Annotated in this window: 25 protein-coding genes and 1 riboswitch; of the genes, 12 read left to right on the top strand and 13 right to left on the bottom strand. The window is 73.2% G+C overall.

Going from position 1 to position 22225, the window contains the following annotated elements:
* Positions 1-807: 807 nt before the first annotated feature.
* Complete coding sequence (locus tag V6U82_RS24960) at positions 808-1458, top strand: C39 family peptidase (RefSeq protein WP_128138318.1); 651 nt, start codon at positions 808-810, stop codon at positions 1456-1458.
* A gap of 64 nt (positions 1459-1522) precedes the next feature.
* On the opposite strand, the gene dusB is transcribed toward V6U82_RS24960, so the two are convergent.
* The 5 genes from dusB to V6U82_RS24935 form a co-directional block, all read right to left on the bottom strand.
* Entirely contained in the window at positions 1523-2686 is a 1164-nt protein-coding gene (dusB, locus tag V6U82_RS24955; protein WP_128138319.1) for a tRNA dihydrouridine synthase DusB, read from the bottom strand.
* 37 nt (positions 2687-2723) lie between these two features.
* Positions 2724-4148, bottom strand: a complete 1425-nt coding sequence (locus V6U82_RS24950) for an MFS transporter (RefSeq protein ID WP_334465007.1) — start codon at positions 4146-4148, stop codon at positions 2724-2726.
* Between the two features lie 148 nt (positions 4149-4296).
* Positions 4297-5676: a glycine--tRNA ligase gene (locus V6U82_RS24945; protein WP_120568531.1), complete on the bottom strand. Its 1380-nt coding sequence runs from the start codon at positions 5674-5676 to the stop codon at positions 4297-4299.
* Positions 5677-5789: 113 nt separating this feature from the next.
* Complete coding sequence (locus tag V6U82_RS24940; RefSeq protein ID WP_334465018.1) at positions 5790-6263, bottom strand: Rv0361 family membrane protein; 474 nt, start codon at positions 6261-6263, stop codon at positions 5790-5792.
* A 94-nt stretch (positions 6264-6357) separates the two neighbouring features.
* Complete coding sequence (locus V6U82_RS24935) at positions 6358-6699, bottom strand: antibiotic biosynthesis monooxygenase family protein (protein WP_128139136.1); 342 nt, start codon at positions 6697-6699, stop codon at positions 6358-6360.
* Between the two features lie 27 nt (positions 6700-6726).
* Between V6U82_RS24935 and V6U82_RS24930 the strand changes: the two genes are divergently transcribed.
* From V6U82_RS24930 to V6U82_RS24900, 7 genes are all read left to right on the top strand, one after another.
* A complete protein-coding gene (locus V6U82_RS24930) occupies positions 6727-6990 on the top strand; it encodes a DUF6703 family protein (RefSeq protein ID WP_128139137.1) in 264 nt (87 codons plus the stop codon).
* 82 nt (positions 6991-7072) lie between these two features.
* On the top strand, positions 7073-8026 hold the full coding sequence (locus tag V6U82_RS24925; RefSeq protein ID WP_334465000.1) for a metal ABC transporter substrate-binding protein: 954 nt from the start codon (positions 7073-7075) through the stop codon (positions 8024-8026).
* On the top strand, positions 8023-8787 hold the full coding sequence (locus V6U82_RS24920; protein ID WP_334464998.1) for a metal ABC transporter ATP-binding protein: 765 nt from the start codon (positions 8023-8025) through the stop codon (positions 8785-8787). The genes V6U82_RS24925 and V6U82_RS24920 overlap by 4 nt, the downstream gene beginning before the upstream one ends.
* 1 nt (position 8788) lies before the next feature.
* Positions 8789-9664: a metal ABC transporter permease gene (locus V6U82_RS24915; RefSeq protein WP_334464996.1), complete on the top strand. Its 876-nt coding sequence runs from the start codon at positions 8789-8791 to the stop codon at positions 9662-9664.
* 43 nt (positions 9665-9707) lie between these two features.
* On the top strand, positions 9708-10010 hold the full coding sequence (locus tag V6U82_RS24910) for an ArsR/SmtB family transcription factor (RefSeq protein ID WP_013287947.1): 303 nt from the start codon (positions 9708-9710) through the stop codon (positions 10008-10010).
* Between the two features lie 52 nt (positions 10011-10062).
* Entirely contained in the window at positions 10063-10668 is a 606-nt protein-coding gene (locus V6U82_RS24905; RefSeq protein WP_334464993.1) for a hypothetical protein, read from the top strand.
* Between the two features lie 9 nt (positions 10669-10677).
* Positions 10678-10845 carry a hypothetical protein gene (locus tag V6U82_RS24900; protein WP_334464991.1) on the top strand — a complete coding sequence of 56 codons (168 nt, stop codon included), beginning with the start codon at positions 10678-10680 and terminating at the stop codon, positions 10843-10845.
* A gap of 46 nt (positions 10846-10891) precedes the next feature.
* On the opposite strand, the gene V6U82_RS24895 is transcribed toward V6U82_RS24900, so the two are convergent.
* The 4 genes from V6U82_RS24895 to V6U82_RS24880 form a co-directional block, all read right to left on the bottom strand.
* Positions 10892-12865 carry an acyl-CoA dehydrogenase family protein gene (locus V6U82_RS24895; RefSeq protein WP_334464989.1) on the bottom strand — a complete coding sequence of 658 codons (1974 nt, stop codon included), beginning with the start codon at positions 12863-12865 and terminating at the stop codon, positions 10892-10894.
* Positions 12866-12973: 108 nt separating this feature from the next.
* Positions 12974-13474, bottom strand: coding sequence for a DUF6328 family protein (locus tag V6U82_RS24890; RefSeq protein ID WP_128138184.1), 501 nt, complete (start codon positions 13472-13474; stop codon positions 12974-12976).
* Positions 13475-13565: 91 nt separating this feature from the next.
* Positions 13566-14315, bottom strand: a complete 750-nt coding sequence (locus V6U82_RS24885) for an SIS domain-containing protein (protein WP_334464987.1) — start codon at positions 14313-14315, stop codon at positions 13566-13568.
* A complete protein-coding gene (locus V6U82_RS24880) occupies positions 14306-15148 on the bottom strand; it encodes an alpha/beta fold hydrolase (protein ID WP_334464985.1) in 843 nt (280 codons plus the stop codon). Before V6U82_RS24880 ends, V6U82_RS24885 begins: the two co-directional genes overlap by 10 nt.
* Before the next feature lie 76 nt (positions 15149-15224).
* Positions 15225-15331, top strand: a riboswitch (TPP riboswitch).
* 75 nt (positions 15332-15406) lie between these two features.
* On the opposite strand from V6U82_RS24880, the gene V6U82_RS24875 reads away from it, so the two are divergent.
* The 3 genes from V6U82_RS24875 (at position 15407) to V6U82_RS24865 (ending at position 18420) form a co-directional block, all read left to right on the top strand.
* Entirely contained in the window at positions 15407-15997 is a 591-nt protein-coding gene (locus V6U82_RS24875; RefSeq protein WP_128138181.1) for an ECF transporter S component, read from the top strand.
* 117 nt (positions 15998-16114) lie between these two features.
* Complete coding sequence (locus V6U82_RS24870; RefSeq protein ID WP_334464982.1) at positions 16115-17620, top strand: ABC transporter ATP-binding protein; 1506 nt, start codon at positions 16115-16117, stop codon at positions 17618-17620.
* Positions 17620-18420, top strand: coding sequence for an energy-coupling factor transporter transmembrane component T family protein (locus V6U82_RS24865; protein WP_334465016.1), 801 nt, complete (start codon positions 17620-17622; stop codon positions 18418-18420). Before V6U82_RS24870 ends, V6U82_RS24865 begins: the two co-directional genes overlap by 1 nt.
* A gap of 219 nt (positions 18421-18639) precedes the next feature.
* Here the strand turns inward: V6U82_RS24865 and V6U82_RS24860 are convergent, their stop codons facing one another.
* Positions 18640-19011, bottom strand: coding sequence for a hypothetical protein (locus V6U82_RS24860; RefSeq protein ID WP_128138748.1), 372 nt, complete (start codon positions 19009-19011; stop codon positions 18640-18642).
* A 349-nt stretch (positions 19012-19360) separates the two neighbouring features.
* On the opposite strand from V6U82_RS24860, the gene gndA reads away from it, so the two are divergent.
* Complete coding sequence (gndA, locus tag V6U82_RS24855; protein WP_334464980.1) at positions 19361-20803, top strand: NADP-dependent phosphogluconate dehydrogenase; 1443 nt, start codon at positions 19361-19363, stop codon at positions 20801-20803.
* Between the two features lie 9 nt (positions 20804-20812).
* Here gndA and V6U82_RS24850 read toward each other — a convergent pair whose 3' ends face one another.
* The 3 genes from V6U82_RS24850 to V6U82_RS24840 form a co-directional block, all read right to left on the bottom strand.
* Complete coding sequence (locus V6U82_RS24850) at positions 20813-21037, bottom strand: thioredoxin reductase (protein ID WP_128138750.1); 225 nt, start codon at positions 21035-21037, stop codon at positions 20813-20815.
* 140 nt (positions 21038-21177) lie between these two features.
* On the bottom strand, positions 21178-21363 hold the full coding sequence (locus tag V6U82_RS24845; protein WP_073831832.1) for a hypothetical protein: 186 nt from the start codon (positions 21361-21363) through the stop codon (positions 21178-21180).
* Between the two features lie 68 nt (positions 21364-21431).
* Complete coding sequence (locus V6U82_RS24840) at positions 21432-22208, bottom strand: isoprenyl transferase (RefSeq protein ID WP_030274649.1); 777 nt, start codon at positions 22206-22208, stop codon at positions 21432-21434.
* Positions 22209-22225 lie beyond the last annotated feature (17 nt).

Here is a 22225-nt window from a genome sequence, read left to right as displayed (position 1 = left end):
CCCACCACCCCCTGACCCCGCCCCGCCCCCAGCCCTCGCTGGGTCGATCATGAAGTTGACGGCGACAAACCGGACACGAACTGCCGCCAACCTCATGATCGACGCACCGATCCCGGGCGGGTTCGCGGACGGCGCATGCCGCCGCGTGCCGCACGCCCGATTCGCGAGATCTTGGTACGAAACGGCCCTCGGAGGGGCGCGGACGTACCAAGATCTCGAAGCCGACCCGGGCCAGCCCTCGCAACTCGGGCGCCGAGTGGGATCCGGGGACCTCACTCCTCCTCTCATCGCAGCGGTGATCAAGGAGTTTGTGTCGGGCGGGAGGCCTCAGACGGACACAAACTCCTTGATCAACGAAGTGGTGGGGTCGGGCCCGAGGGCCGGGCGGACCCGGAGCGGCCGGGTCTGGTGTCGGGGCGGGCCCGGGTGGGGTCGGTGTCCGGAATCGGGGTGGTCGGGGTCACCGGTGGGGTGGAATCGGGGGCGGGTGCGGGGCGTTGTACATGGCAGACCGCGCCGCACCCGCCGACCGCCCGCCCAGCGGGCCGGGAATCAGGCCGGGACGCCGGTCGTTACATCCCCGGACCCGCCGAGCAGGCCGACAGCGCCTGTCGAGCCGGCCCCACCGCCGGGCAGCGCCCCGGGAATGACCCCGGACCCCCGGTCGTTACATCCCCGAGCCGCCGGAGCAGGCCGTCCCCCTGGCCGCCCGAGCGAGCCACCGGCCCGGCACACGTACCGGGCCACCTGATCTTTCTTCGCGGCATCCCCCATCGCCGCGTACCCCCGACAGAGAGGCAACTGATCATGGCTACCACTCTGCTGCGCAAGACCGCTCTGACCGTCGCCGGTATCGCCGCCACCGCTGGTGGCATCGCCGGCCCCGCCATCGCCGCCCAGGCCACCCCGGCCGAGCGCGCCGCCGCCCAGGTCGTCACCAACGACCGCAAGCACGGCGAGCGGGAGCTGGGCGTGCGCTACGAGGCGCAGCCGAACTTCTACTTCTGTGGCCCGGCCGCGGCCCGTAACGCGCTGAGCGTGCAGGGCAAGAACATCGACGTGCACGCCATGGCCGAGGAGATGGGCACCACCGAGGCTGGCACCAACTCCATCAACGACATCACCCCGGTGCTGAACAAGGAGACCGGCAAGGACGTCTACAAGTCGACCGAGATCCCGGTGGACAAGGCCGGTGACAAGGTGGAGAAGCTGCGTGCCGACGTGGTGCGCACGGTGGACGACGGCCGGGCCGTGGTGGCGAACATCGCCGGTACCGCGACCGACACCGACGGCAACACCCACTCGTTCGAGGGTGGCCACTACATCAGCGTGGTCGGCTACCGCGACGGCGGCAAGGTCGTGACGATCGCCGACTCGGCCAACCCGGACCAGGCCTCGTACCGGATGGACGTGGACGCCCTGGCGCACTGGATCGCCAGCCGCGGCTACAGCTCCTGACACATCGGCACAGCGAAGGGCCCGACCCCCACGACGGGGGTCGGGCCCTTCGGCATGTCCGGGGTCAGCCGCCGGAGTCGTCCAGCTCGGCGCCGTCGGGCGGGGTGTCGTCGTCGCGGCTGGCCAGCCAGCCGTCGGGCAGGAAGACCTTGCCCGGGGAGTTGGTGCGGCCGCGCGGCTGGCCGAGGTTCTCCACCGGGAACGGTACGGCCGGGTCGAGCTTGCCGAGCAGGTCGTCGAGCTGCGCCAAGCTCTCGATCATGGCGAGCGAGCGGCGCAGCTCGCTGCCGATCGGGAAGCCCTTCAGGTACCAGGCGACGTGCTTGCGGAAGTCGGTGCAGCCGTCCCGCTCACCCCGGGCCGGGTTGCGGGCGCCCGCCACGAACTGCTCCACCAGCAACTCGGCGTGCCGGCGCATGGTCACCGCCACCTCGCCGAGGCTGGGCAGCCGCCGCTCGGCGCTGCCGTTGAACGCGGCCTCCAGGTCGGCGAACAGCCACGGCCGGCCCAGGCAACCGCGCCCGATCACCACGCCGTCCACGCCGGTGTGCGCGACCATCCGCAGCGCGTCGTCGGCCTCCCAGATGTCGCCGTTGCCGAGCACAGGCACGTCGAGCGCCGACTTGAGCGTGGCGATCGCGTCCCAGTCGGCGGTGCCGGAGTAGCGCTGCGCGGCCGTACGCCCGTGCAGGGCGACCGCCGCGACGCCCGCGTCCTGAGCCGCCAGCCCCGCCTCGACGTACGTCAGGTGGTCGTCGTCGATGCCCTTGCGCATCTTGACGGTGACCGGCACCCCGGCGGGTGACGCGGCGTCGACGGCGGCCTTGACCAGCCGGGCGAACAGCCGGCGGCGCCACGGCAGGGCCGAGCCGCCGCCCTTACGGGTCACCTTGGGCACCGGGCAGCCGAAGTTGAGGTCGATGTGGTCGGCCAGGTCGCGCTCGACCACGATCCGGACGGCGGCGGCGGTGATCTCCGGGTCGGTGCCGTAGAGCTGGAGGCTGCGGGGCTGCTCCTCGGCGCCGAAGGCGATCATGCGCAACGTCTTCGGGTTCCGCTCGACGAGCGCCCGGGTGGTGATCATCTCGCAGACGTAGATGCCGCCGCCCTGCTCACGGCAGAGCCGGCGGAAGCCGACGTTGGTGATCCCGGCCATCGGCGCGAGCACCACCGGCGGCCACACCCGGTGCGGGCCGATGGTCAACGCGGGCAGGGTCGGGGCAGTCACCTGACCAGTGTAGGGAGCGGTTCTCGGGTATCGACGCCTACCGGGCCGCCACCCGCTGCGGCGCGGGCGACGGCGCGGTCCCGGGCTCCCCCGCCGGCATGATCAGCAGCAGCGCGAGGACGCCCAGCCCACCCGCCACGGCGCCGACGAACTGTACGACGCCGTAGCCGACCCCGGCGGCGAGCAGCGTGAGGAACACCGCGACGGAGATCGCCCCGGCCACGTGGGTGGTCGACTCGAACACCGCCGAGGCCGTTCCCTGGTCGCCCGGCGGCGCGTCGCCGACACACACCCGGGTCAGCCCGACGTAGATCGGGCCGGCGCTGAACCCCCAGACGACCAGGATCGTCGCCACGAGGATCAGCGGGCCGCCCGCGCTGACCGCCACCAGCGCGAGCGTGACCGCGCACAGGGCCAGCGCCACCGCGACGACCCGCCGCGCGCCGAACCGGCGGATCAGCGCGCCCGCCGGAGCGGCGCTGACCAGCGCGCCGAGCAGCACCGGGGCCAGCACCAGCCCGGCACCCGCCGGGGACAGGCCGTGGACCTCCTGGAGGTAGAGACTGCCCACGACCACCACCACCGCGTACGCGGCCGAGTGGGCGGCGAAGGCGAGGCAACCGGCGACCAGCGGGCGCGACCGGAGCAGGGCCGGCCGGACCAGCGGGTCGGCCACCCGCCGCTCGACGCGTACCAGCAGGAACAGCAGCACCACGGAGGCGGCGACCGCGCCGAGCGCGACCGGGTCCGGCCCCGACTCGGCGATCCGGTTGGCGCCGAAGATCAGCGCGAGCAGCATGCCGGTGGCGAGGACCGCCCCGGCGAGGTCCAGCCGCTGCCGGCCGCCCGGTTCGGGCCGGCTCGCCGGCAGCAGCAGCCGGGCCGCCACCATCGCCACCAGTCCGACCGGCACGGTGGCCAGGAAGACCCAGCGCCAGCCCAGGTGCGAGGTGATCAGGCCGCCGACGATCGCCCCGGCCAGGCCGGCCGTGTTCGCGGCGGCGGCGACCACCGCGAACACCCGGCTGCGCCACGGCTCGTCCGGGAAGAACGTGGCCGCCGAGGCCAGGGTCGCCGGGATCGCGAGGGCCGCGCCGGCGCCCTGCAACACCCGGCCGAGCAGCAGCGGGAGCAGCGCGGTCGCCAACCCGGCCAGGGCCGAGCCGACAGTGGCCAGCGCGAGGCTGACGACGATCAGCCGGCGTCGCCCCCACAGGTCGCAGAGCCGGCCCCCGAGCAGCAGCAGGCCGCCGATGCTCAGCGAGTACAGCGTCACGACCCACTGGAGGCGGCCCGGATCGAGGCGGAACTCGTCACCGATGCGCGGCAGCGCGGTGGCCACCGCCAGGCTGTCGAACAGCACCAGGAACATGGCGCTGGCCAGGACCAGCGCGGTGGGCCACCGATGCGCCACCACCGCGGGCGCCGGAGTGACGGACGGTCCGGTGCTCGCCTGCCGCATCTCGCCCCCTCCGCTGCCGGTGAGGGATCTGCTACCCGGCGCTCCCACCGGCTAACGCCACCGGGCTCGCGGGATTCAGACACGTCGACCTCGCGCGGGAGACATGAAGAAGGGCGCCGTCGCCGACGGCGCCCTTCTCCGTGCGACGTCAGCAGCCGGGCAGGCGCTCGATCAGGTAGCGCTCGACCTGGTCCAGCGAGACACGCTCCTGGGCCATGGTGTCCCGGTTCCGGACCGTGACCGCGTTGTCGTCGAGCGTGTCGAAGTCGACAGTGACGCAGAACGGCGTGCCGATCTCGTCCTGCCGGCGGTAGCGGCGGCCGATCGCCTGCGAGTCGTCGAACTCGACTACCCAGCGCTTGCGCAGGTCGGCGGCGAGCTGCTTGGCCTTCGGCGACAGTGCCTCGTTGCGCGACAGCGGCAGCACGGCGACCTTGACCGGGGCCAGCCGCGGGTCGAAGCGCATGACCGTGCGCTTGTCCACACCGCCCTTGGTGTTCGGCGCCTCGTCCTCGTCGTACGCCTCCAGGAGGAACGCCAGCACCGCGCGGGTGAGGCCGGCGGCCGGCTCGATCACGTACGGGATCCAGCGCTCGCCCTTGCCCTGGTCGAAGTACGACAGGTCGACGCCGGAGTGCTTGCTGTGCGTGGACAGGTCGAAGTCGGTGCGGTTGGCGATGCCCTCCAGCTCGGCGAAGTCGGTGCCGCCGAACTGGAACCGGTACTCGATGTCGACGGTGCGCTTCGAGTAGTGGGAGAGCTTCTCCTTGGGGTGCTCGTAGAAGCGCAGGTTCTCCTCGGACAGGCCCAGGTCGAGGTACCAGTTCCAGCGCTCGGAGAGCCAGTACTCGTGCCACTGCTCGTCGGTGCCGGGCTCGACGAAGAACTCCATCTCCATCTGCTCGAACTCGCGGGTCCGGAAGATGAAGTTGCCCGGGGTGATCTCGTTGCGGAACGACTTGCCGGTCTGCGCGATGCCGAACGGCGGCTTCTTCCGGGCGACCGTCTCCACGTTCTTGTAGTTGACGAAGATGCCCTGGGCGGTCTCCGGGCGCAGGTAGTGCATGCCCTCGTCGCTCTCCACCGGGCCCAGGTAGGTCTTCATCAGGCCGTTGAACATCTTCGGCTCGGTGAAGGTGCCCTTGTTGCCGCAGTTGGGGCAGTTCAGCTCCGTCAGCGAGGTCAGCGGCTTGCCGTGCTTGGCCTCGTACGCCTCTTCCAGGTGGTCGGCCCGGAACCGCTTGTGGCAGGACTGGCACTCGGTGAGCGGGTCGACGAACTCGGCGATGTGACCGCTGGCCTCCCAGACCTTGCGGGCCAGGATGACCGCCGAGTCGAGGCCGACGACGTCGTCGCGCTGCTGCACCATGGTCCGCCACCACTGCCGGCGGACGTTCTCCTTCAGCTCGACGCCGAGCGGACCGTAGTCCCACGCCGACCGGGTGCCCCCGTAGATCTCGCTGGAGGGAAAGACGAAGCCCCGGCGCTTGGCGAGGCTGGTGACGGCGTCGATACGGTCGGCTGGCATGTTTCCTCCTACGCCGGCTGGCGGTCGGCGCGGTCGAGATGGATGGAACCGGGCTGTTCGGGACAACGGTACGACCGTGTCCGTCCCGAGCCCAGCAGAATACCGGGGGCCGGTCAGCTCACCCCGCAGACCTCCACGCCGCCCGTCTGCTGGTCCGCCGCCAGCGTCACGGTCTGCGCCTCCCGCCGGCCGCCGGCGAGCGTGACGTCCACCGGCACGGTGAGCGTGGCGAGGTCGACCTCGCCGACCCGGTAGCCGGAGATCTGCGGCTCGGTGGCCACCCGCCGCTCGAACTCCCGCCGGGGCTCGCGTCGGCGGATGTCGTCGCAGAGCGTGTCGTACGCCTTGGACCACTCCCGTGCCACGAGCGCCTGGTAGTAGTCGTTGGTGACCGCCCGGCCCTGCTCGTCGATCGCCTGGGCGTTGCTCACCGCCAGGCCGACCACCGCCGCGCCGCCGCCGCCGCAGCAGATCAGCACGGCGAGCGCGCCCGCGCCGAGGCCGAGCCAGAGCCGGGTCCGCCCGCCCTCGGTGGGCGGGGCGGCGAACGGCGGCGCGGCGCCGGGCCCCTGCGGCGGCGCGGGCACCCCGGGGTCCGCCGGCGGCGCGGGCGGAACGGATGGCGGGGGTGGCGCGGCCGGTCCGGGAGCGGTCATACGCGCCAGGGTAGTGCCCCGGCACTCAGCGATACGGACCTGCGGCACGATCGCTGGCGACGACGACGATCTCCCCCTCGGGGGCGGCACCGGCGAGCGTCTCGTACGCCGACGGCTCGTCCACCGATCGGGCGAGCAGCGGCACGGCGGTGACCTTGACGTCGAACCCGCCGAGCGCCCGCCGGTACGCACCGACCGACTCCCACTCCGTGACCAGGAGCCAGTGGTCCGGGTCGTCGAGCGCCCGCAGCAGTTCACCGCGCAGGTAGCCGGGGCGGGCGGCGAGCGCGGTCAGCGCGGCGTGCGCCGCACGGGTGAACTCGTCCACCGTTTCGGCTTCCACCACGAACCGGTTGGTGACCAGCACGGCGTTCCTCCTCGTAGAGTTTGTGGCATGCAGCGTACGCAGAGTCCCGTGCTGTCCCGGTTGGCACGGCTCAACCCGACGGCGGTGTTCCTGGCCACGCTGGCCCTGGTGCTTGTCGGCCTCTTCGCGCCCGGCCCGGCGGGCGGCGTCCTGCTGCTCGTGCTGGCCGGCGGGCTGGTCTGGCTGATGTCGGTCACCTGGCCGGTGCAGGCCCCGGCGACCCGGATGCTCCGGCTGGTGATGCTCACCTTGTTGATCGCCGTGGCGCTGGCGAAGCTCATGGTCGGCTGACATCCGAAACAGAACTGACCTGCGCTGACATGCAATCATGCGTTTTTGACAATAGTTTTCGTTGTCGCGGACAGTTGAGCCCATGACCGTTCGTGCACCCCGCCGCATCCTGACCGCCGCAGCCACCGCCCTGCTCGCCGCCGCCGGCCTGACCGCCTGCGCGGACGACACAGGCGGCGCGAGCGAGCCGGGCAAGGTCGACGTGGTGGCCGCGTTCTACCCGCTCCAGTTCCTGGCCGAGCGGATCGGCGGCGGCACCGTGGAGGTCAGCAACCTGACCAAGCCCGGCGCCGAGCCGCACGACCTGGAACTCAACCCGCGGCAGGTCGGTCAGGTCGTCGACGCCGACGTGGTCGTCTACCTCAGCGGCTTCCAGCCGGCGGTGGACGAGGCGGTGGAGCAGAACGGCGGCGACCGCGCGTTCGACGTGGCGGGCGCGACGCCGCTGCTGGACGCGGCCGCCGGTGGCCACGACCACGACCACGAGGGCGAGGGCGAGGCCGGGCACGCCGAGGAGGGCGGCGGCAAGGACCCGCACGTCTGGCTCGACCCGACCCGGCTGGCCACCATGGGCGACAAGCTCGCCGAGCGGCTCGGCAAGGCCGACCCGGACCACGCCGCCGACTACACCGCCCGCGCCGGCGCGCTGCGCACCGAGCTGACGAAGCTGGACACCGAGTACGCCGACGGCCTGCGCACCTGCCAGCGCCGGGAGATCGTGACCAGCCACACCGCGTTCGGCTACCTGACCGAGCGCTACCGGCTGGAGCAGATCGGCATCAGCGGGCTCACCCCGGAGTCCGAGCCGTCCCCGAAGCGGCTCGCCGAGGTCGCCGAGGAGGCCCGGGAGCACAAGGCCGGCACGATCTTCTTCGAGACGCTGGTCAGCCCGAAGGTCGCCGAGACCATCGCGCGTGAGGTCGGGGCGAAGACGGCGGTCCTGGACCCGCTGGAGGGCCCGCCCGCCGACGGCGACTACCTCTCCGCGATGCGCACCAACCTGCAGACCCTGCGAACCGCTCTGGACTGTTCATGACCCCACCCGTGATCGAGATCGCGCACGCCACCGTCGGCTACGACGGCCGCCCGGTGCTGCGTGACGTCTCGTTGACAGTGACCGCCTCGGAGGTGGTCGCCGTGCTCGGCGCCAACGGCTCCGGCAAGTCGACGCTCGTGCGCGCCGCGCTCGGCCTGGTGCCGGTCGGCGCCGGGTCGGTCGCCCTGTTCGGCACGCCGCAGCGCCGCTTCCGGCAGTGGCACCGCATCGGGTACGTGCCGCAGCGGCTCGGCGCGGGCAGCGGAGTGCCGGCCACAGTGCGCGAGGTGGTGGCGTCCGGGCGGCTGGCCCGCCGGGGCGTACTGCGGCCCGCCGGGCGGGCGGACCGGGAGGCGGTGGCGGCGGCGCTGGACGCGGTCGGGCTCGCCGACCGGGCCGGTGACCCGGTGGCCACGCTCTCCGGCGGCCAGCAGCAGCGCACCCTGATCGCCCGCGCGCTCGCCGGCGGGCCGGAGCTGCTGGTGCTCGACGAGCCGACCGCCGGGGTGGACGCGGCCAGCCAGGAGGCGTTCGCCGGGGCGCTGCGCACGTTCCGCGACGGCGGCGGCACCGTGCTGCTCGTCGCGCACGAACTGGGCCCGCTGCGCCCGCTGATCAGCCGGGCCGTGGTGGTGCACCAGGGCGGTATCGCCCACGACGGCGCGGTGCCCGAGCCGGCCGGCCACCACGCCGACCCGGACCACGAGCACGTGCACCCGCACTGCGACGAGGAGCCCGCCCGGCTCTGGACAGGCATCTGAGATGGATCTCTTCCAGTACGACTTCATGCTCCGCGCCCTGGTCGGCGCGCTGATCATCGGGCTGGCCGCACCGGCGCTCGGCATCTACCTGGTGCAGCGCCGGCTGGCGCTGATCGGCGACGGGCTCGGCCACGTGGCGCTCACCGGTGTCGGCGCGGGGCTGCTGCTCAACCGCTCCCCCGTGCTGGTGGCGGTGATCGCCGCGACGCTCGGCGCGGTGGTGATCGAGTTGGTCCGCGCATACGGGCGCACCTCCGGTGACCTGGCGCTGGCGTTGCTGTTCTACGGCGGCATCGCCGGTGGCGTGATGCTGGTCGGGCTCTCCGACGCCAGCAGCGGGTCGCTCAACGCATACCTGTTCGGATCGCTGACCACCACCTCCCGGGCCGACCTGATCACCATCGGCGTGCTCGGCGCGGTGCTGCTGGTGACCATGCTGGTGCTGCGCCCGGCGCTGTTCGCGGTGTGCCACGACGAGGAGTACGCCCGGGTGTCCGGCCTGCCGGTGCGGGCGCTGAACCTGCTCATCGCGGTCGGCACCGCGGTCACCGTGACCATCGCCATGCGGGCGGTCGGGGTGCTGCTGATCAGCGCACTGATGGTGGTGCCGGTGGCCGCCGCGCAGCAGGTGACCCGGGGCTTCCGGTCGACCATGACGGCGGCCATGGCGCTGGGCCTGTTCGCCGCCGGCGCCGGGGTGTGGGTGGCCGCGACCGCCGACACCGCGCCCGGCGCGTCGGTGGTGCTCGTGGCGATCGGCTCGTTCCTGCTGGTCGCGCTCGTGGCGGCCGGTGTGCGGGCGCTGCGGCGGCGGGCGCGGGCCGACCGGGCCACGCCGCCGCCCGAGCCGGTCGAGCACGAGGTGCTGCTGCGATGAGGCCCTACCCGCCGGCACAGCTGGGATTGGTTACCGTTACAGGGTGACCGGCACGAACGGGTACGACGCCTTCGAGGGCGCGGGTGACCTGCTGCGCGCGCTCTCGGCCCCGATCCGGCTCGCGATCGTGAGCGAGCTGGCCGAGGGTGAACGCTGCGTGCACGAGCTGGTCGAGAAGCTCGGCGCCCCTCAGCCGCTGGTCTCCCAGCACCTGCGGGTGCTGCGGGGCGCCGGCGTGGTACGCGGGTCGCGGCGGGGCCGGGAGATCGCGTACGCCCTGGTCGACGACCACGTCGCGCACATCGTGGCGGACGCGGTCAGTCACGCCGGCGAAGGGTCGCACTGAGCGGGAAATCGGCCAGGTGCCGACGCGCCCGTGCCGTGGGACGCTGTCCGGCGTGAAGATCTACGCCGACCGTTTTCCCACCGCCGTCCGCCAGTTCCTCACCGACCTTCTCGTGGTCGTCTGGGTGTACGCCGCGATCCGCTTCGCGATGTGGCTGCACGACCTGGTCGAGAAGCTCGCCGTACCCGGGCAGAAGCTGGAAGGGGCCGGCGGTGGACTCGCCGACAACCTGGCCGACGCCGGCGGCAAGGTCGGCCGGGTGCCGATCGTCGGCGACGAGCTGACCGCGCCGTTCACCCGCGCCGCCGACGCCGCCCGCTCGGTCGCCGAGGCGGGCCGCGACCAGCAGGAGCTGGTCGGGCAGCTCGCGCTCGGGCTGACCGTCGCGGTGCTGGTGTTCCCGCTCGGTCTGGTGCTGTTCGGCTGGCTGCCGCTGCGCCTGCGCTGGATGCGCCGGGCCGGCGCGGCGAAGGCCCTGGCCGGCGCGCCCGCCGGGCGGGACCTGCTGGCGCTGCGCGCGCTGGCCGGTCAGCCGCTGTCGAAGCTGACCCGGATCGCGCCCGACGTCGCCGAGGCGTGGCGGCGCGGCGACGACGCGACAGTCGACGCGCTCGCCGCGCTGGAGCTGCGCGAACTGGGGCTGCGCGGCGGCCGGTAAGGTGTGCCGGTGCTGTACTTCCTGATCGTCGTCGCCGTGCTGCTGCTGGCGTACGCGGGCGTGCTGGTGAGTTTCGTCCGCAAGGGCCGCAAGATCCCGCCGTCGGCGTACCTGGTGCTGGCCGGGCTCAACGGCCTGATCCTGGCCGGCGTCCTGGCCTGGGCGATCGCGCGCTGACCGCCGCGGCGGCCGTCCGGGCGGGACGGCCGCCGGGGCGGTCCGGTCAGCGGGCGGGCGGGATGCGACGGCGGACGTCCTGCTCGGTGGACGGCCCCGGTTCCCAGCGGGCCACCCACGGCAGGTCGGCGGGCGGGGTGACGACACCGTCCTCCAGGGAGGCGTACCGGCCCGCGACGATGCGCTTGGCGGCGGCCACGTCGACCGAGTCGGTGTTCGACCACAGGCCGGTGAACAGCTCGTCGACACGCAGCCGCGCCTGGCGGCAGAACAGGTCGGCCAGCTCGACGTTCTCCGGGTGGTCGTCCCGCTCGGCGTAGGCCCGGACGCAGACCGCGCTCATCGCGAACAGCTCCGCGCCGATGTCCACCACCCGGCCGAGGAACGCCTGCTTGCGCTCCATCTTCCCCTGCCAGCGGGACATGGCGTAGAACGTCGACCGGGCCAGCTTGCGGGAGGTCCGCTCGACGTGGCGCAGGTGCCCGGCCAGGGGCCCGAACTCCTGGTACGCCCCGGGCGTCTGCCCCTTGCCGACGGCGAGCGTGGGCAGCCACCTCGCGTAGAAGGCACCGGCCCGCGCGCCCGCCTTCGCCTTGCGGCCCAGCCCCGCGTCGGGGTCGATGATGTCGCCCGCGACGGACAGGTGCGCGTCGACCGCCTCGCGGGCGATCAGCAGGTGCATGATCTCGGTGGAGCCCTCGAAGATCCGGTTGATCCGCAGGTCGCGCAGGAGCTGCTCGACGGCGGCCGCCCGTTCCCCCCGGGCGGCCAGCGAGTCGGCTGTCTCGTAGCCGCGGCCACCGCGGATCTGGATCAGCTCGTCGGCGATCCGCCAGGCCATCTCGCTGGCGTAGAGCTTCACCAGCGCCGCCTCGATCCGGATGTCGTTGCGGTCGTCGTCGGCGAGCATGCAGGACAGGTCGAGCATCGACTCCATGCCGTACGTGGTGGCGGCGATGAAGGAGAGCTTCTTCGCCACCGCCTCGTGCTCGCCCACCGGGCGGCCCCACTGGACCCGGTCCGCCGCCCACTCGCGGGCCACGTTCAGCGCCCACTTGCCGGCGCCGACGCACATCGCCGGCAGCGAGAGCCGGCCGGTGTTCAACGTGGTCAGCGCGATCTTGAGGCCCTTGCCCTCCCCACCGATCACGTTCTCCTTCGGCACGAACACGTCGTGGAACCGGGTGAGGCTGTTCTCCAGGCCGCGCAGCCCGACGAAGGAGTTGCGCCGCTCCACGGTGATGCCGTCGCTGTCGCCCTCCACCACGAACGCGGTGATGCCGCCGCGCCGCCCCTCGCCGGCCGGCACCCGGGCCATCACCACGAGCAGCGTGGCGAGCGTGCCGTTGGTGGCCCAGAGCTTCACCCCGTTGAGCCGGTAGCCGGTGCCGTCCGCCGTCGGCTCGGCCGTGGTGGCGAGCCGGGCCGGGTCGGAGCCGACGTCCGGCTCGGTGAGCAGGAACGCGGAGACCTCACCGGCGGCGAGCCGCGGCAGGAACCGTTCCTTCTGCTCGGGCGTGCCGAACATCTTCAGCGGCTGCGGCACACCGATCGACTGGTGCGCGGAGAGCAGCGCGCTGACCGCCGGGTTCACCGAGCCGACGAGCATCAGCGCCCGGCAGTAGTGCAGGTTGCTCAGCCCCAGCCCGCCGTGCTTCCGGTCGATCTTCATGCCGAACGCGCCGAGCCCGGCCAGGCCGTGGAACACCTCGTCGGGGATGCGCGCGTCCCGCTCAATCGCCTCGCCGTCCACCTCGGACGTCAGGTACGTGCGCAGCGCGCCGAGGAACTCGTCGGCGCGGGCCACCTCGGCCGGGTCGGGGCGGGGCCACGGGTCGATCAGGTCGAGCCGGAACCGGCCGAGGAACAGTTCCTTGCCGAAGCTGGGCCGGTCCCAGGCCGACTCGCGGGCCGCCTCCGCGACCTGGCGGGCCTCCTTCTCGGAGACCTGGCCCGCCTCGGTGGGCAGCGGCCCCGCGCCGTCGGGTGACTCGGGCCGGCTGTTCTGTGTCGTGGTCACGGCTGCCTCCTCGTCGGTCCGGCTGCGTCGACGCGTGCGACGAAAACGACGCTACCCCCGGGTGTTACCCAGGGGTAGCGCCGCGTGCACGCCCGATTTGGCGGACCGTCAGTCGGTCAGCGACTGAGGGCTGTCGTCCTCGTCGTCGATGTCGTCCTCACCCCAGTTGCGCCGGCTGAACGGCAGGATCGCCCAGAAGATCAGGAACCAGAACCCGGTGAGCGCGCTGAGCAGGAACGCGATCGGCCGGTCCAGCACGAAGTCGGAGACCAGCAGGACCGAGCTGACCATCGCGATCAGCATGAAGAACAGACCGCCGGTGGCCATCCGGTGGGCGAACCGGACCAGTTCCGGCTTGCGCCCCTGGCGGAACAGCGCCCGGTGGAACGCCACCGGGGAAATGATCATCGCGGCGGACGCGGCGGCGGTCAGCAGCGCCAGGATGTAGACGTCGCGCTGGAACTCGGTGGTCCGGTCGAACCCGGCGCTGAACGGCAGCGTCAGCAGGAAGGCGAACAGGATCTGCACGCCGGTCTGCGCGACCCGCAGCTCCTGCAACAGATCGGCGAAGTTGCGCTGCCAGCGCTGCTTCTCGGATTCCTTGGACACTCGCGGACCTCCCCGGGAGACGGCACGGCCGGCGGGGAAACGCCCACCGGCAGGACCGCCTGTGCCCCGTACGGGTGATCACGAAACCGGTTCAGGATCCCCGGCGGATGCGGCCCGCGTACCGTGCCTCCAACTCGGCGTTGTGCTCGTCGCCGCCGGTAATGTTCGCGGATAGGTAGACCGGCGGGCGCTGCCCCGCCGCGACCAGCCGGGCCACCACCTCGGCGACGATCTGCTGGGCGAGCAGCGCCGCGGTGATCGACGAGACCGCGCCCACCGCGCCGCCGCCCGGCAGCGGCAGCGTGGCGTCGCCGTACGGGGCGCCGTTGTCCAGCACCACGTCGGCGAAGTCGGCGAGCTTGCGGCCGGACGGGTGCCGCGACGTCATCCGGGCCGAATGCTGCGCCGAGGTGATCGCCACCAGGCCGTGCCCGCGTTCCTTCACGACGGACGCGAACTCGACCATCGCCCCGTTCACCCCGGAGTTCGAGGCGAGCACGAACACGTCCTGCGGCCGGATCGGCGCCAGCTCGTAGAGGCGGTGCGCCACCGCCGGGTCGCGTTCCAGCTTCGGGCCGAGCACGTCGGCCGGGTCGCCGCCGACCAGCACCAGGTCACGCAGCGCGATCCGGTTGGTGGGCACCAGCCCGCCGGCCCGCCCGGCGATCTCCATGGCCAGCGCCTCGGAGTGCCCGGTGCCGAACGCGTGCACCACCCCGTCGGCTTGCAGCGCCGCCGCGATCAGGTCGGCCGCGTCGGCAACGTTCTGCCGCTGCTCGGCGGCGACCCGGCCGATCGTCTCGGTCACCACCGCCAGGTACGCCTCGGCGCTCACCGACATGCCTCCTCCGTTCCTGCGCACCGGGCGAGGATCGCCTCGGCCAGCGGGCCGGGCGCCTCGTCCGGGATCCAGTGGCTGATCCCGGGCAGCACCACGAACCGGTAGTCACCGGTGACGTGCGCGGCGCACGCCTGCGCGGCCGTCCGGCCGATCGCCACGTCCTTGTCGCTCCAGACGAACGTGGTGGGCACCCCGACCGGGGCGACCGCCTTCATGTCCGTCCCGGTCATCGCGCGGTACCAGTTCAGCGCCGCCGTCAACGCCCCCGGCTCACGCATCGGCTCGGCGTACCGGGCCACCGCTTCGGCGTCGCCCACACCGCTGAGCAGCTTGCGCAGCGTGGCGCCGTTCCACGCCAGCAGCACCTTCTCCGCCGTACCGGGCTTGCGGAACAACGCGATGTAGGCGGACTTGACCTTCTGCCGCGGGTCGGTGGCGAGCGCGTGCCCCATCGCGGCCGGGTGCGGCACCGACACCGCGGTCAGCGTCCGCACCCGCTCCGGGTGCGCCGCCGCCAGGCCCCACGCCACGATCGCGCCCCAGTCGTGGCCCACCACGTGCGCGCGGGCGACACCGAGCGCGTCCAGCACCGCCGCCGCGTCGGCCACCAGCTCCGGAATCCGGTACGCCCCGACGTCCGCCGGACGCGCGCCGGGCGAGTAGCCGCGCTGGTCGAGCGCGTACGTGCGCAGCCCGGCGGCGTGCAGCGCGGGCGTCACCGCGTCCCACTCGCCCGAGTGCTGCGGGAAGCCGTGCAGCAGCAGGACGGGATCACCGCCCTCGGGGCCGCCGGCGCGTACCTCGAACGTCAGTCCCCGCGCATCCACCAGCATGATCGCCACCATACCGACACTCGCCCTGCTGGGCCGGGGCCCGTGGTCGGTGCTAGCGTCTGCGACGAGACAACTTCACATCCGACAGGGGAGCGCACAGCGCTGAGAGTGCGGGCCGGTGCCCGCAGACCCTCGAACCTGATCTGGGTAATGCCAGCGCAGGGAGTTCGGTCGACCTCCAGCCGCGTCGCCGTCCGGTGACCACCGGGCGCGGCGTGCGTCTTCTCCTGGTTCACCTCGACGAACTGGGAGCCAACCGTGAACCGTACCGACAGCAACCGCTGGCGTACCGTCGACATCGTCGTCGCCTCGGTCATCGCCGTAGCCTTCGGCGTCGTGTTCCAGCTCTGGAACATCCTCTGGAAAGGCAGCGACGGGCCGTTCGCCTTCTTCGCCCCGCTCCAGTCGGTCATGTACGGCGTCTGGCTCATCCCGGCCGTGCTGAGCGCGCTGATCGTCCGCAAGCCGGGAGCGGCACTGCTCACCGAGACGGTCGCCTCGACGGTCTCGGTGCTGCTCGGCTCCCCGTACGGGGCGATGGCGATCCTTCAGGGCGCGGTGCAGGGCCTGGGAGTGGAGAGCGTCTTCGCGGCCACTCGGTACCGCAGCTACCGGCCGGTCACGGCGGCGCTGGCCGGGGCGGCGGGCGGCCTCTTCGCCACCGTGTTCGACGTCCTCTACTGGTACCCGGGCACGAGCTGGACGACCTTCCGGCTGCCCTACATCGCGTTCGGTGTACTCAGCTGCCTGGTGGTGGCTGGCCTGGGTGCGGTGGCCCTCACCCGCGCGCTGGCGAACACCGGCGTGCTGGACCGCTTCCCCGCCGGCCGCGACCGAGCCCTGGTCTGACCACCCTCCACCCCCACCCCCGCCCGGTGATCAAGGAGTTTGCGTCCGCCGGGCACGGTTCTCCGGACGCGAACTCCTTGATCACGCAGGCTGGGCCGGGAGAGGGGGTGGTGGGCGGTGAGCGGGGTGGTGCTGCGGGGGTTCGGGTGGCGGCACGGGGGGCGCCGGCGCTGGGCTCTGCGCGGGGTGGATCTGCGGGTGGAGAGCGGCGAGCGGGTGCTGCTGCTCGGACCCTCCGGGGCCGGCAAGAGCACGTTGCTGGCCGCGCTGGCCGGGCTGCTGCCGGAGGACTCCGGCGAGCAGGAGGGCACCGTCGAGATCGACGGGCTGGACCCGCGCAAGGCGCGTGAGCGCGTCGGCATCGTCTTCCAGGACCCGGAGACCCAGCTCGTGATGGCCCGCTCCGGCGACGACGTGGCGTTCGGGCTGGAGAACCGTGGCGTACCCGCCGGGGAGATCTGGCCCCGCGTCGACGAGGCGCTGAACCGGGTCGGCTTCCCGTACGACCGGGACCGCCCGACCGCCGCGCTCAGCGGCGGCGAGCAGCAACGGCTGGCGCTGGCCGGCACGCTCGCGCTGCGGCCGGGGCTGCTGCTGCTCGACGAGCCCACCGCCAACCTCGACCCGGCCGGCGCCGCCCTGATCCGCCGCGCCGTCGCGAACGCGCTCGACCCGGACACCACGATGGTCCTGGTCGAGCACCGGATCACCGAGGCGCTGCCGCTGGTCGACCGCGTCGTGGTGCTGGAACCCGGCGGCGGGGTGCGCGCCGACGGGCCGCCCGAGACGGTCTTCGACGCGCACGGCGACGCGCTGGCCGCCGCCGGGGTCTGGGTGCCGGGCCGCACCGTCCCGCACCGGCACGCCAGCGCGCCGCCCGGCGACGTGCTGCTCACCGCCGACCGGCTCGGCCTCCCACCCCGGCTCGACCCCACCGATCTTCGGGTACGCGCCGGCGAGGCGCTCGCCGTCCTCGGCCCCAACGGGGCCGGCAAGTCCACACTGGCGCTGCTCCTGGGCGGCCTGCTGAAACCCGGAACCGGCACCGTCACCGCGTCGGCGGAACTGGCCGGGCGGGACGCGCGTACTCCCCCGCACCGCTGGCGGGCACCCGCGCTGGTGCGCCGGATCGGCTCGGTGTTCCAGGATCCGGAGCACCAGTTCGTCACCGCCACCGTGCGCGACGAGCTGGCGCTCGGCCCGCGCCGCACCGGTCAGCCCGAACCGGCGGTGACCGCCACCGTGGACGGGTTGCTGCACCGGTTGCGGCTGGACCGGCTCGCCGGAGCCAACCCGTACACCCTCTCGGGTGGGGAGGCGCGGCGGCTGAGCGTGGCGACGGCCCTGGCCACCGCGCCCCGCCTGCTGATCTGCGACGAGCCCACGTTCGGCCAGGACCGGCGCACCTGGCTGGAGCTGGTCGACCTGCTCGCCGAGCTGCGCGACGCCGGGCACGGCGTGGTCACGGTGACCCACGACGAGGACTTCGTGGCCGCGCTGGCCGACCGGACGCTCACCCTGCGCCGTTCACCGCCGGACGCGGAGCACTCCCCCGGCGCGCGGCCCTCGGCCGGTGCCGAGCACTCGGACGACGACGGTCCGGCTACCGGGCGTGCGCCGTGATCGGCGGCCTCGAACCGGTCGCCGCGCCCGGCGCGCCGCTGGCCCGGCGCAACCCGGTGGCGAAGGTGGCCGCCGCTGTGGTCTTCACGCTCATCCTGGTGGCGACGCTCGACCCGGTGGCCCCGGCCGTCGCCATCGCCGTCGAACTCGCGGTGCTGCCGCTGTTCGGTGTCCGCTACCGGGTGCTGGCCCGCCGGGCCTGGCCGCTGCTCGCCGGTGCCGTCGGCATCCTGGTCACGCTGGTGCTCTTCGCGGCCGACCGCTCCGGCCGGGTACTGGTCGAAGCCGGCCCGGTCCTGGTCACCGAGGGCGTGCTGGTCACGGCGCTGGGCCTGGCGCTGCGGATGCTCGCCGTGGCGCTGCCCGGCATCGTCGTGTTCGCCACCACCGACCCGACGGATCTGGCCGACGCGCTGATCCAGAACGCGAAGGCGCCCGCCCGGTTCGCCATCGGGGCGCTCGCGGCGTTCCGGATGGTGCCGCTGCTGGAACAGGAGTGGCGGATGATCAGCATGGCGCGGCGGGCGCGCGGCGTGGACGCCGGCCGCAACCCGGTGGCCAAGCTGCGGCTGTTCGCGTCCACCGCGTTCACGCTGCTGGTGGGTGCGATCCGGCGGGGTACCCGGCTGGCGGTGGCGATGGACGCGCGCGGCTTCGACGCGGGTACGCCGCGCACAGTGGCCCGCCCACAGCGCTTCACCCGCGCCGACGCCCTGCTCATCGCGGGTGCCGCGCTGCTGGCCGGAGCCGCCCTGGCCACAAGCATCGCCCTGGGCACCTTCCGCCCCTTGATCGGCTGACCCCCCTCGCCTCGCCCCGCCCTGCCCCCGCCCCGTTGATCATGAAGTTGACGGCACCGGTTGCCCGTTTTGTCGCCGCCAACCTCATGATCGACAAGGGCTGGAGTAGATCTTGGTAGGAAACGGCCCTCATAGGGGCCGGAATCTTCCCGTGCGCGGGCAGGCCCCGGATGAGAGGGCCTGCCCGCAGGGGCGGCTGGCCGGGCATGGGGCTGTCGGTCAGCTGCGGCGGAAGGCGTAGAACCGGGTCTGGCCGGCGCGCTGGCTGCGCCCGCCGAGCCGCGCCTGCCGCCCTGACGGCGGACCGGACCTCGGCGGCGTCGCAGACGCGCCGGGCAGGACCGGAGTCTCCGGGGACTCCGGGAGCGACACCGATCCCGCATCCACCGCAGGCACCCCCGCGGTGATGACGGGCGAGACCGTCGGCGCAGCCACGACGGGTGACACCGGATCCGGGGACACGGCGGGCGCCAGCGGCTCCGTGGGGAGCACCACCGCGGGCGGCGTCACGGTGAGCGCGCCGAGGTTCGGCGGGGTCACCTGCGGCGAGGACTGCTTGCGGGACTTCTTCGGATTGCGCTTCGCGGGCATTCGCGGGCCTCCTGTCGTGCGGGCGCGCCAACCGGGACGCGCCGAGCGGGGGCTCCGGTGCGTTCCGATCACGACAGACACCGCGACCGACCGACGGTGGCGGGGAAGGGATGCGGACGCCCGGAGCAGGACGGGTCCACGGCACTGACGGCGGTGGACCGGGCTCGGAGGTGGGGCGTCACTTACGCATGCGGCAACGCTATCCCGCCACTGGGGCGCCCCGCATCCGAATTAACGCGAAGGACGCACGGCCACCCGCCGGTCACGCCCTGTCGACGTCCCCGCCCGCTCCCCCGACGACCGCGATACGGTCGCAGCACGGCAGCACGGACGAGAGGTGGCGGTACGCATGGCAGAGCAGGCGACGGCGCAGATCGGGGTCACCGGTCTGGCGGTGATGGGCCGCAACCTGGCCCGGAACCTGGCCCGCAACGGCTTCGCCGTGGCGGTGCACAACCGGTCGCCGGAACGTACCCGCAGCCTCGTCGCGGAGCACGGCGACGAGGGCACGTTCGTGCCGTCGGAGTCGCTCGCGGAGTTCGTCGGCTCGCTGGAGCGGCCCCGCGCGGTGATCGTGATGGTGAAGGCCGGCGCGCCCACCGACGCGGTGATCGACGAGCTGGTCCCGCTGCTGGAGGAGGGGGACATCGTCGTCGACTGCGGCAACGCGCACTTCGCCGACACCCGCCGCCGGGAGGAGGCACTGCGCGCGCACGGGCTGCACTTCGTCGGCACCGGCGTGTCCGGCGGCGAGGAGGGCGCGCTGCTCGGTCCGAGCATCATGCCGGGCGGGTCGGTCGAGTCGTACCGCAAGCTGGGGCCGATCTTCGAGAGGATCGCCGCGCAGGTGGAGGGTGAGCCCTGCTGCCGGCACATCGGGCCGGACGGCGCGGGCCACTTCGTGAAGATGGTCCACAACGGCATCGAGTACGCCGACATGCAGCTCATCGCCGAGGCGTACGACCTGTTGCGGGCCGGTCTGTCGGCGAGCCCGGCGGAGATCGCGGAGATCTTCCGGGAGTGGAACGGCGGCGAGCTGGGGTCGTTCCTCATCGAGATCACCGCCGACGTGCTCGCTCACACCGACGCGGCCACCGGCCAGGCGTTCGTGGACGTGGTGCTCGACCAGGCCGAGCAGAAGGGCACCGGGCGCTGGACCGTGCAGAGCGCGCTGGACCTGGGCATCCCGATCACCGGCATCGCCGAGGCCACGTTCGCCCGGTCGCTGTCCGGCCACGCCGACCAGCGCGAGGCCGCCCGCCGCGTGTTCGGCGACGCGGGCGAGAAGTGGCAGGTGGACGACCGGGAGACGTTCGTCGAGGACGTGCGCCGCGCGCTGCTGGCCAGCAAGATCGTCGCGTACGCGCAGGGCTTCGACCACATCCGGGCCGGCAGCCGCGAGTACGACTGGGACATCGACCTGGGCGGTACGGCCACCATCTGGCGGGGTGGCTGCATCATCCGGGCCGGTTTCCTGGACCGGATCCGGGAGGCGTACGACGCGGAGCCGGACCTGTCGACGCTGCTCGTCGCGCCCTGGTTCGCCGAGCGGGTCAGCGACGGCGTACCGGCCTGGCGACGGGTGGTGGCCGACGCGGCCCGGGCGGGCGTGCCGGCACCGGCCTTCGGGTCGTCGCTGGCCTACTTCGACGCGCTGCGTGCGCAGCGGCTGCCGGCCGCGCTGATTCAGGGTCTGCGGGACAACTTCGGCGCGCACACGTACCACCGGGTGGACCGGGACGGCTCGTTCCACACGCTCTGGGCGGGCGACCGCTCCGAAGTGGAGGCGTGAGCCCCGCGCTCACCAGGCCCGCTGACCGTCCGGGTCGGGCGCCCATCCGGCGGCCGGCTCGCCCGCCGCCAGTTCGCCGATCTCACCCGAGCGGACGGCCGGGGTGTGCCCGAGATCGGCGCACCACCGCTGCGCCACGTCGGCGCAGAGTGCGGCGACCGCGTCCCGGCGGGCCGGCTCCACCAGGTCGGCGGCGGCCAGGGCAGCAGTCATCTCGTACCGGAGATCGCGCATCCTCCACCCCCGTGGTGGGCGCGAGGCGCGCCCTGCGCCGATCGTAGAGCGGAACGCCCCGCGCCCGGCGGGAAAGCCGGATGCGGGGCGTCACGCTCGGGCCGGATACCGGCCGCAGCCACCGGGGCCGCACGTCGCGGTCAGAAGAACCGGCGACGCTTGGCCTTCTGCGGCCGGACCAGGTCGGCGCCCTTGGTCAGCAGACGGCTCACCCCGGACGGGCCGCGACGGGCCTCCAGGGTGTGGCTGAGCCGGCGCGCGCCGGCCGCCGCCAGCGGCACGGCGACCGCCATGACCGCCCACTGCGCGATCCGCTTCTGAATCATGTGGTTCACCTCCGCGTTTGCTGTCTACCGGTACCGGTACCCAGCTCGGCGCGTCGGTAAGCCTGACGTCAGGCGCCCGGGGCGACCGGGTTGGGCAGGGCGCCACCGAAGCGGCGGTCGCGCTGGGCGTACAGCTCGCAGGCGTACCAGAGGTGACGGCGGTCGAAGTCGGGCCAGAGCGTGTCCAGGTAGACCAGCTCGGCGTACGCGGTCTGCCAGAGCAGGAAGTTGGAGATGCGCTGCTCGCCGGAGGGACGCAGGAACAGGTCGACCTCGGGCACCTCGGGGTGGTAGAGGTACCGCGCCACCGTCTTCTCGTTCACCTTGGCCGGGTCGAGCCTGCCGGCCGCGACGTCGCGGGCGATCCCGGCGGCGGCGTCGGCGATCTCGGCCTGGCCGCCGTAGTTGACGCAGAACTGCAGCGTCAGCGTCGAGTTGCCGCGCGACATCTCCTCGGCGGTCTGCAGCTCGGAGATGACGCTCTTCCACAGCCGGCCGGCGCGGCCCGACCAGACCACGCGTACGCCCAGGTCGACGAGCTGATCACGGCGGCGGCGGATGACGTCGCGGTTGAAGCCCATCAGGAAGCGGACCTCGTCGGGTGAGCGCCGCCAGTTCTCGGTGGAGAACGCGTACGCCGACAGGTAGGGGATGCCCATCTCGATCGCGCCCTCGACGGCGTCGAACAGGCTGTGCTCGCCCTGCTCGTGGCCCTTGGTGCGGGGCAGGCCGCGTTCCTTGGCCCAGCGGCCGTTGCCGTCCATCACGATGGCGACGTGCCGGGGCACCGCGGCGGGCGGCAGCGCCGGCGGTCGGGCGCCGGAGGGGTGCGGGGTCGGCGGCACCGGCTCGCGGCGGCTCG

Source organism: Micromonospora sp. CPCC 205554, assembly GCF_036902745.1.
GTDB lineage: Bacteria > Actinomycetota > Actinomycetes > Mycobacteriales > Micromonosporaceae > Micromonospora > Micromonospora tulbaghiae.
The sequence above is the reverse complement of the archived record's forward strand: the minus strand, read 5'-3'. Positions and strand labels throughout refer to the sequence as shown.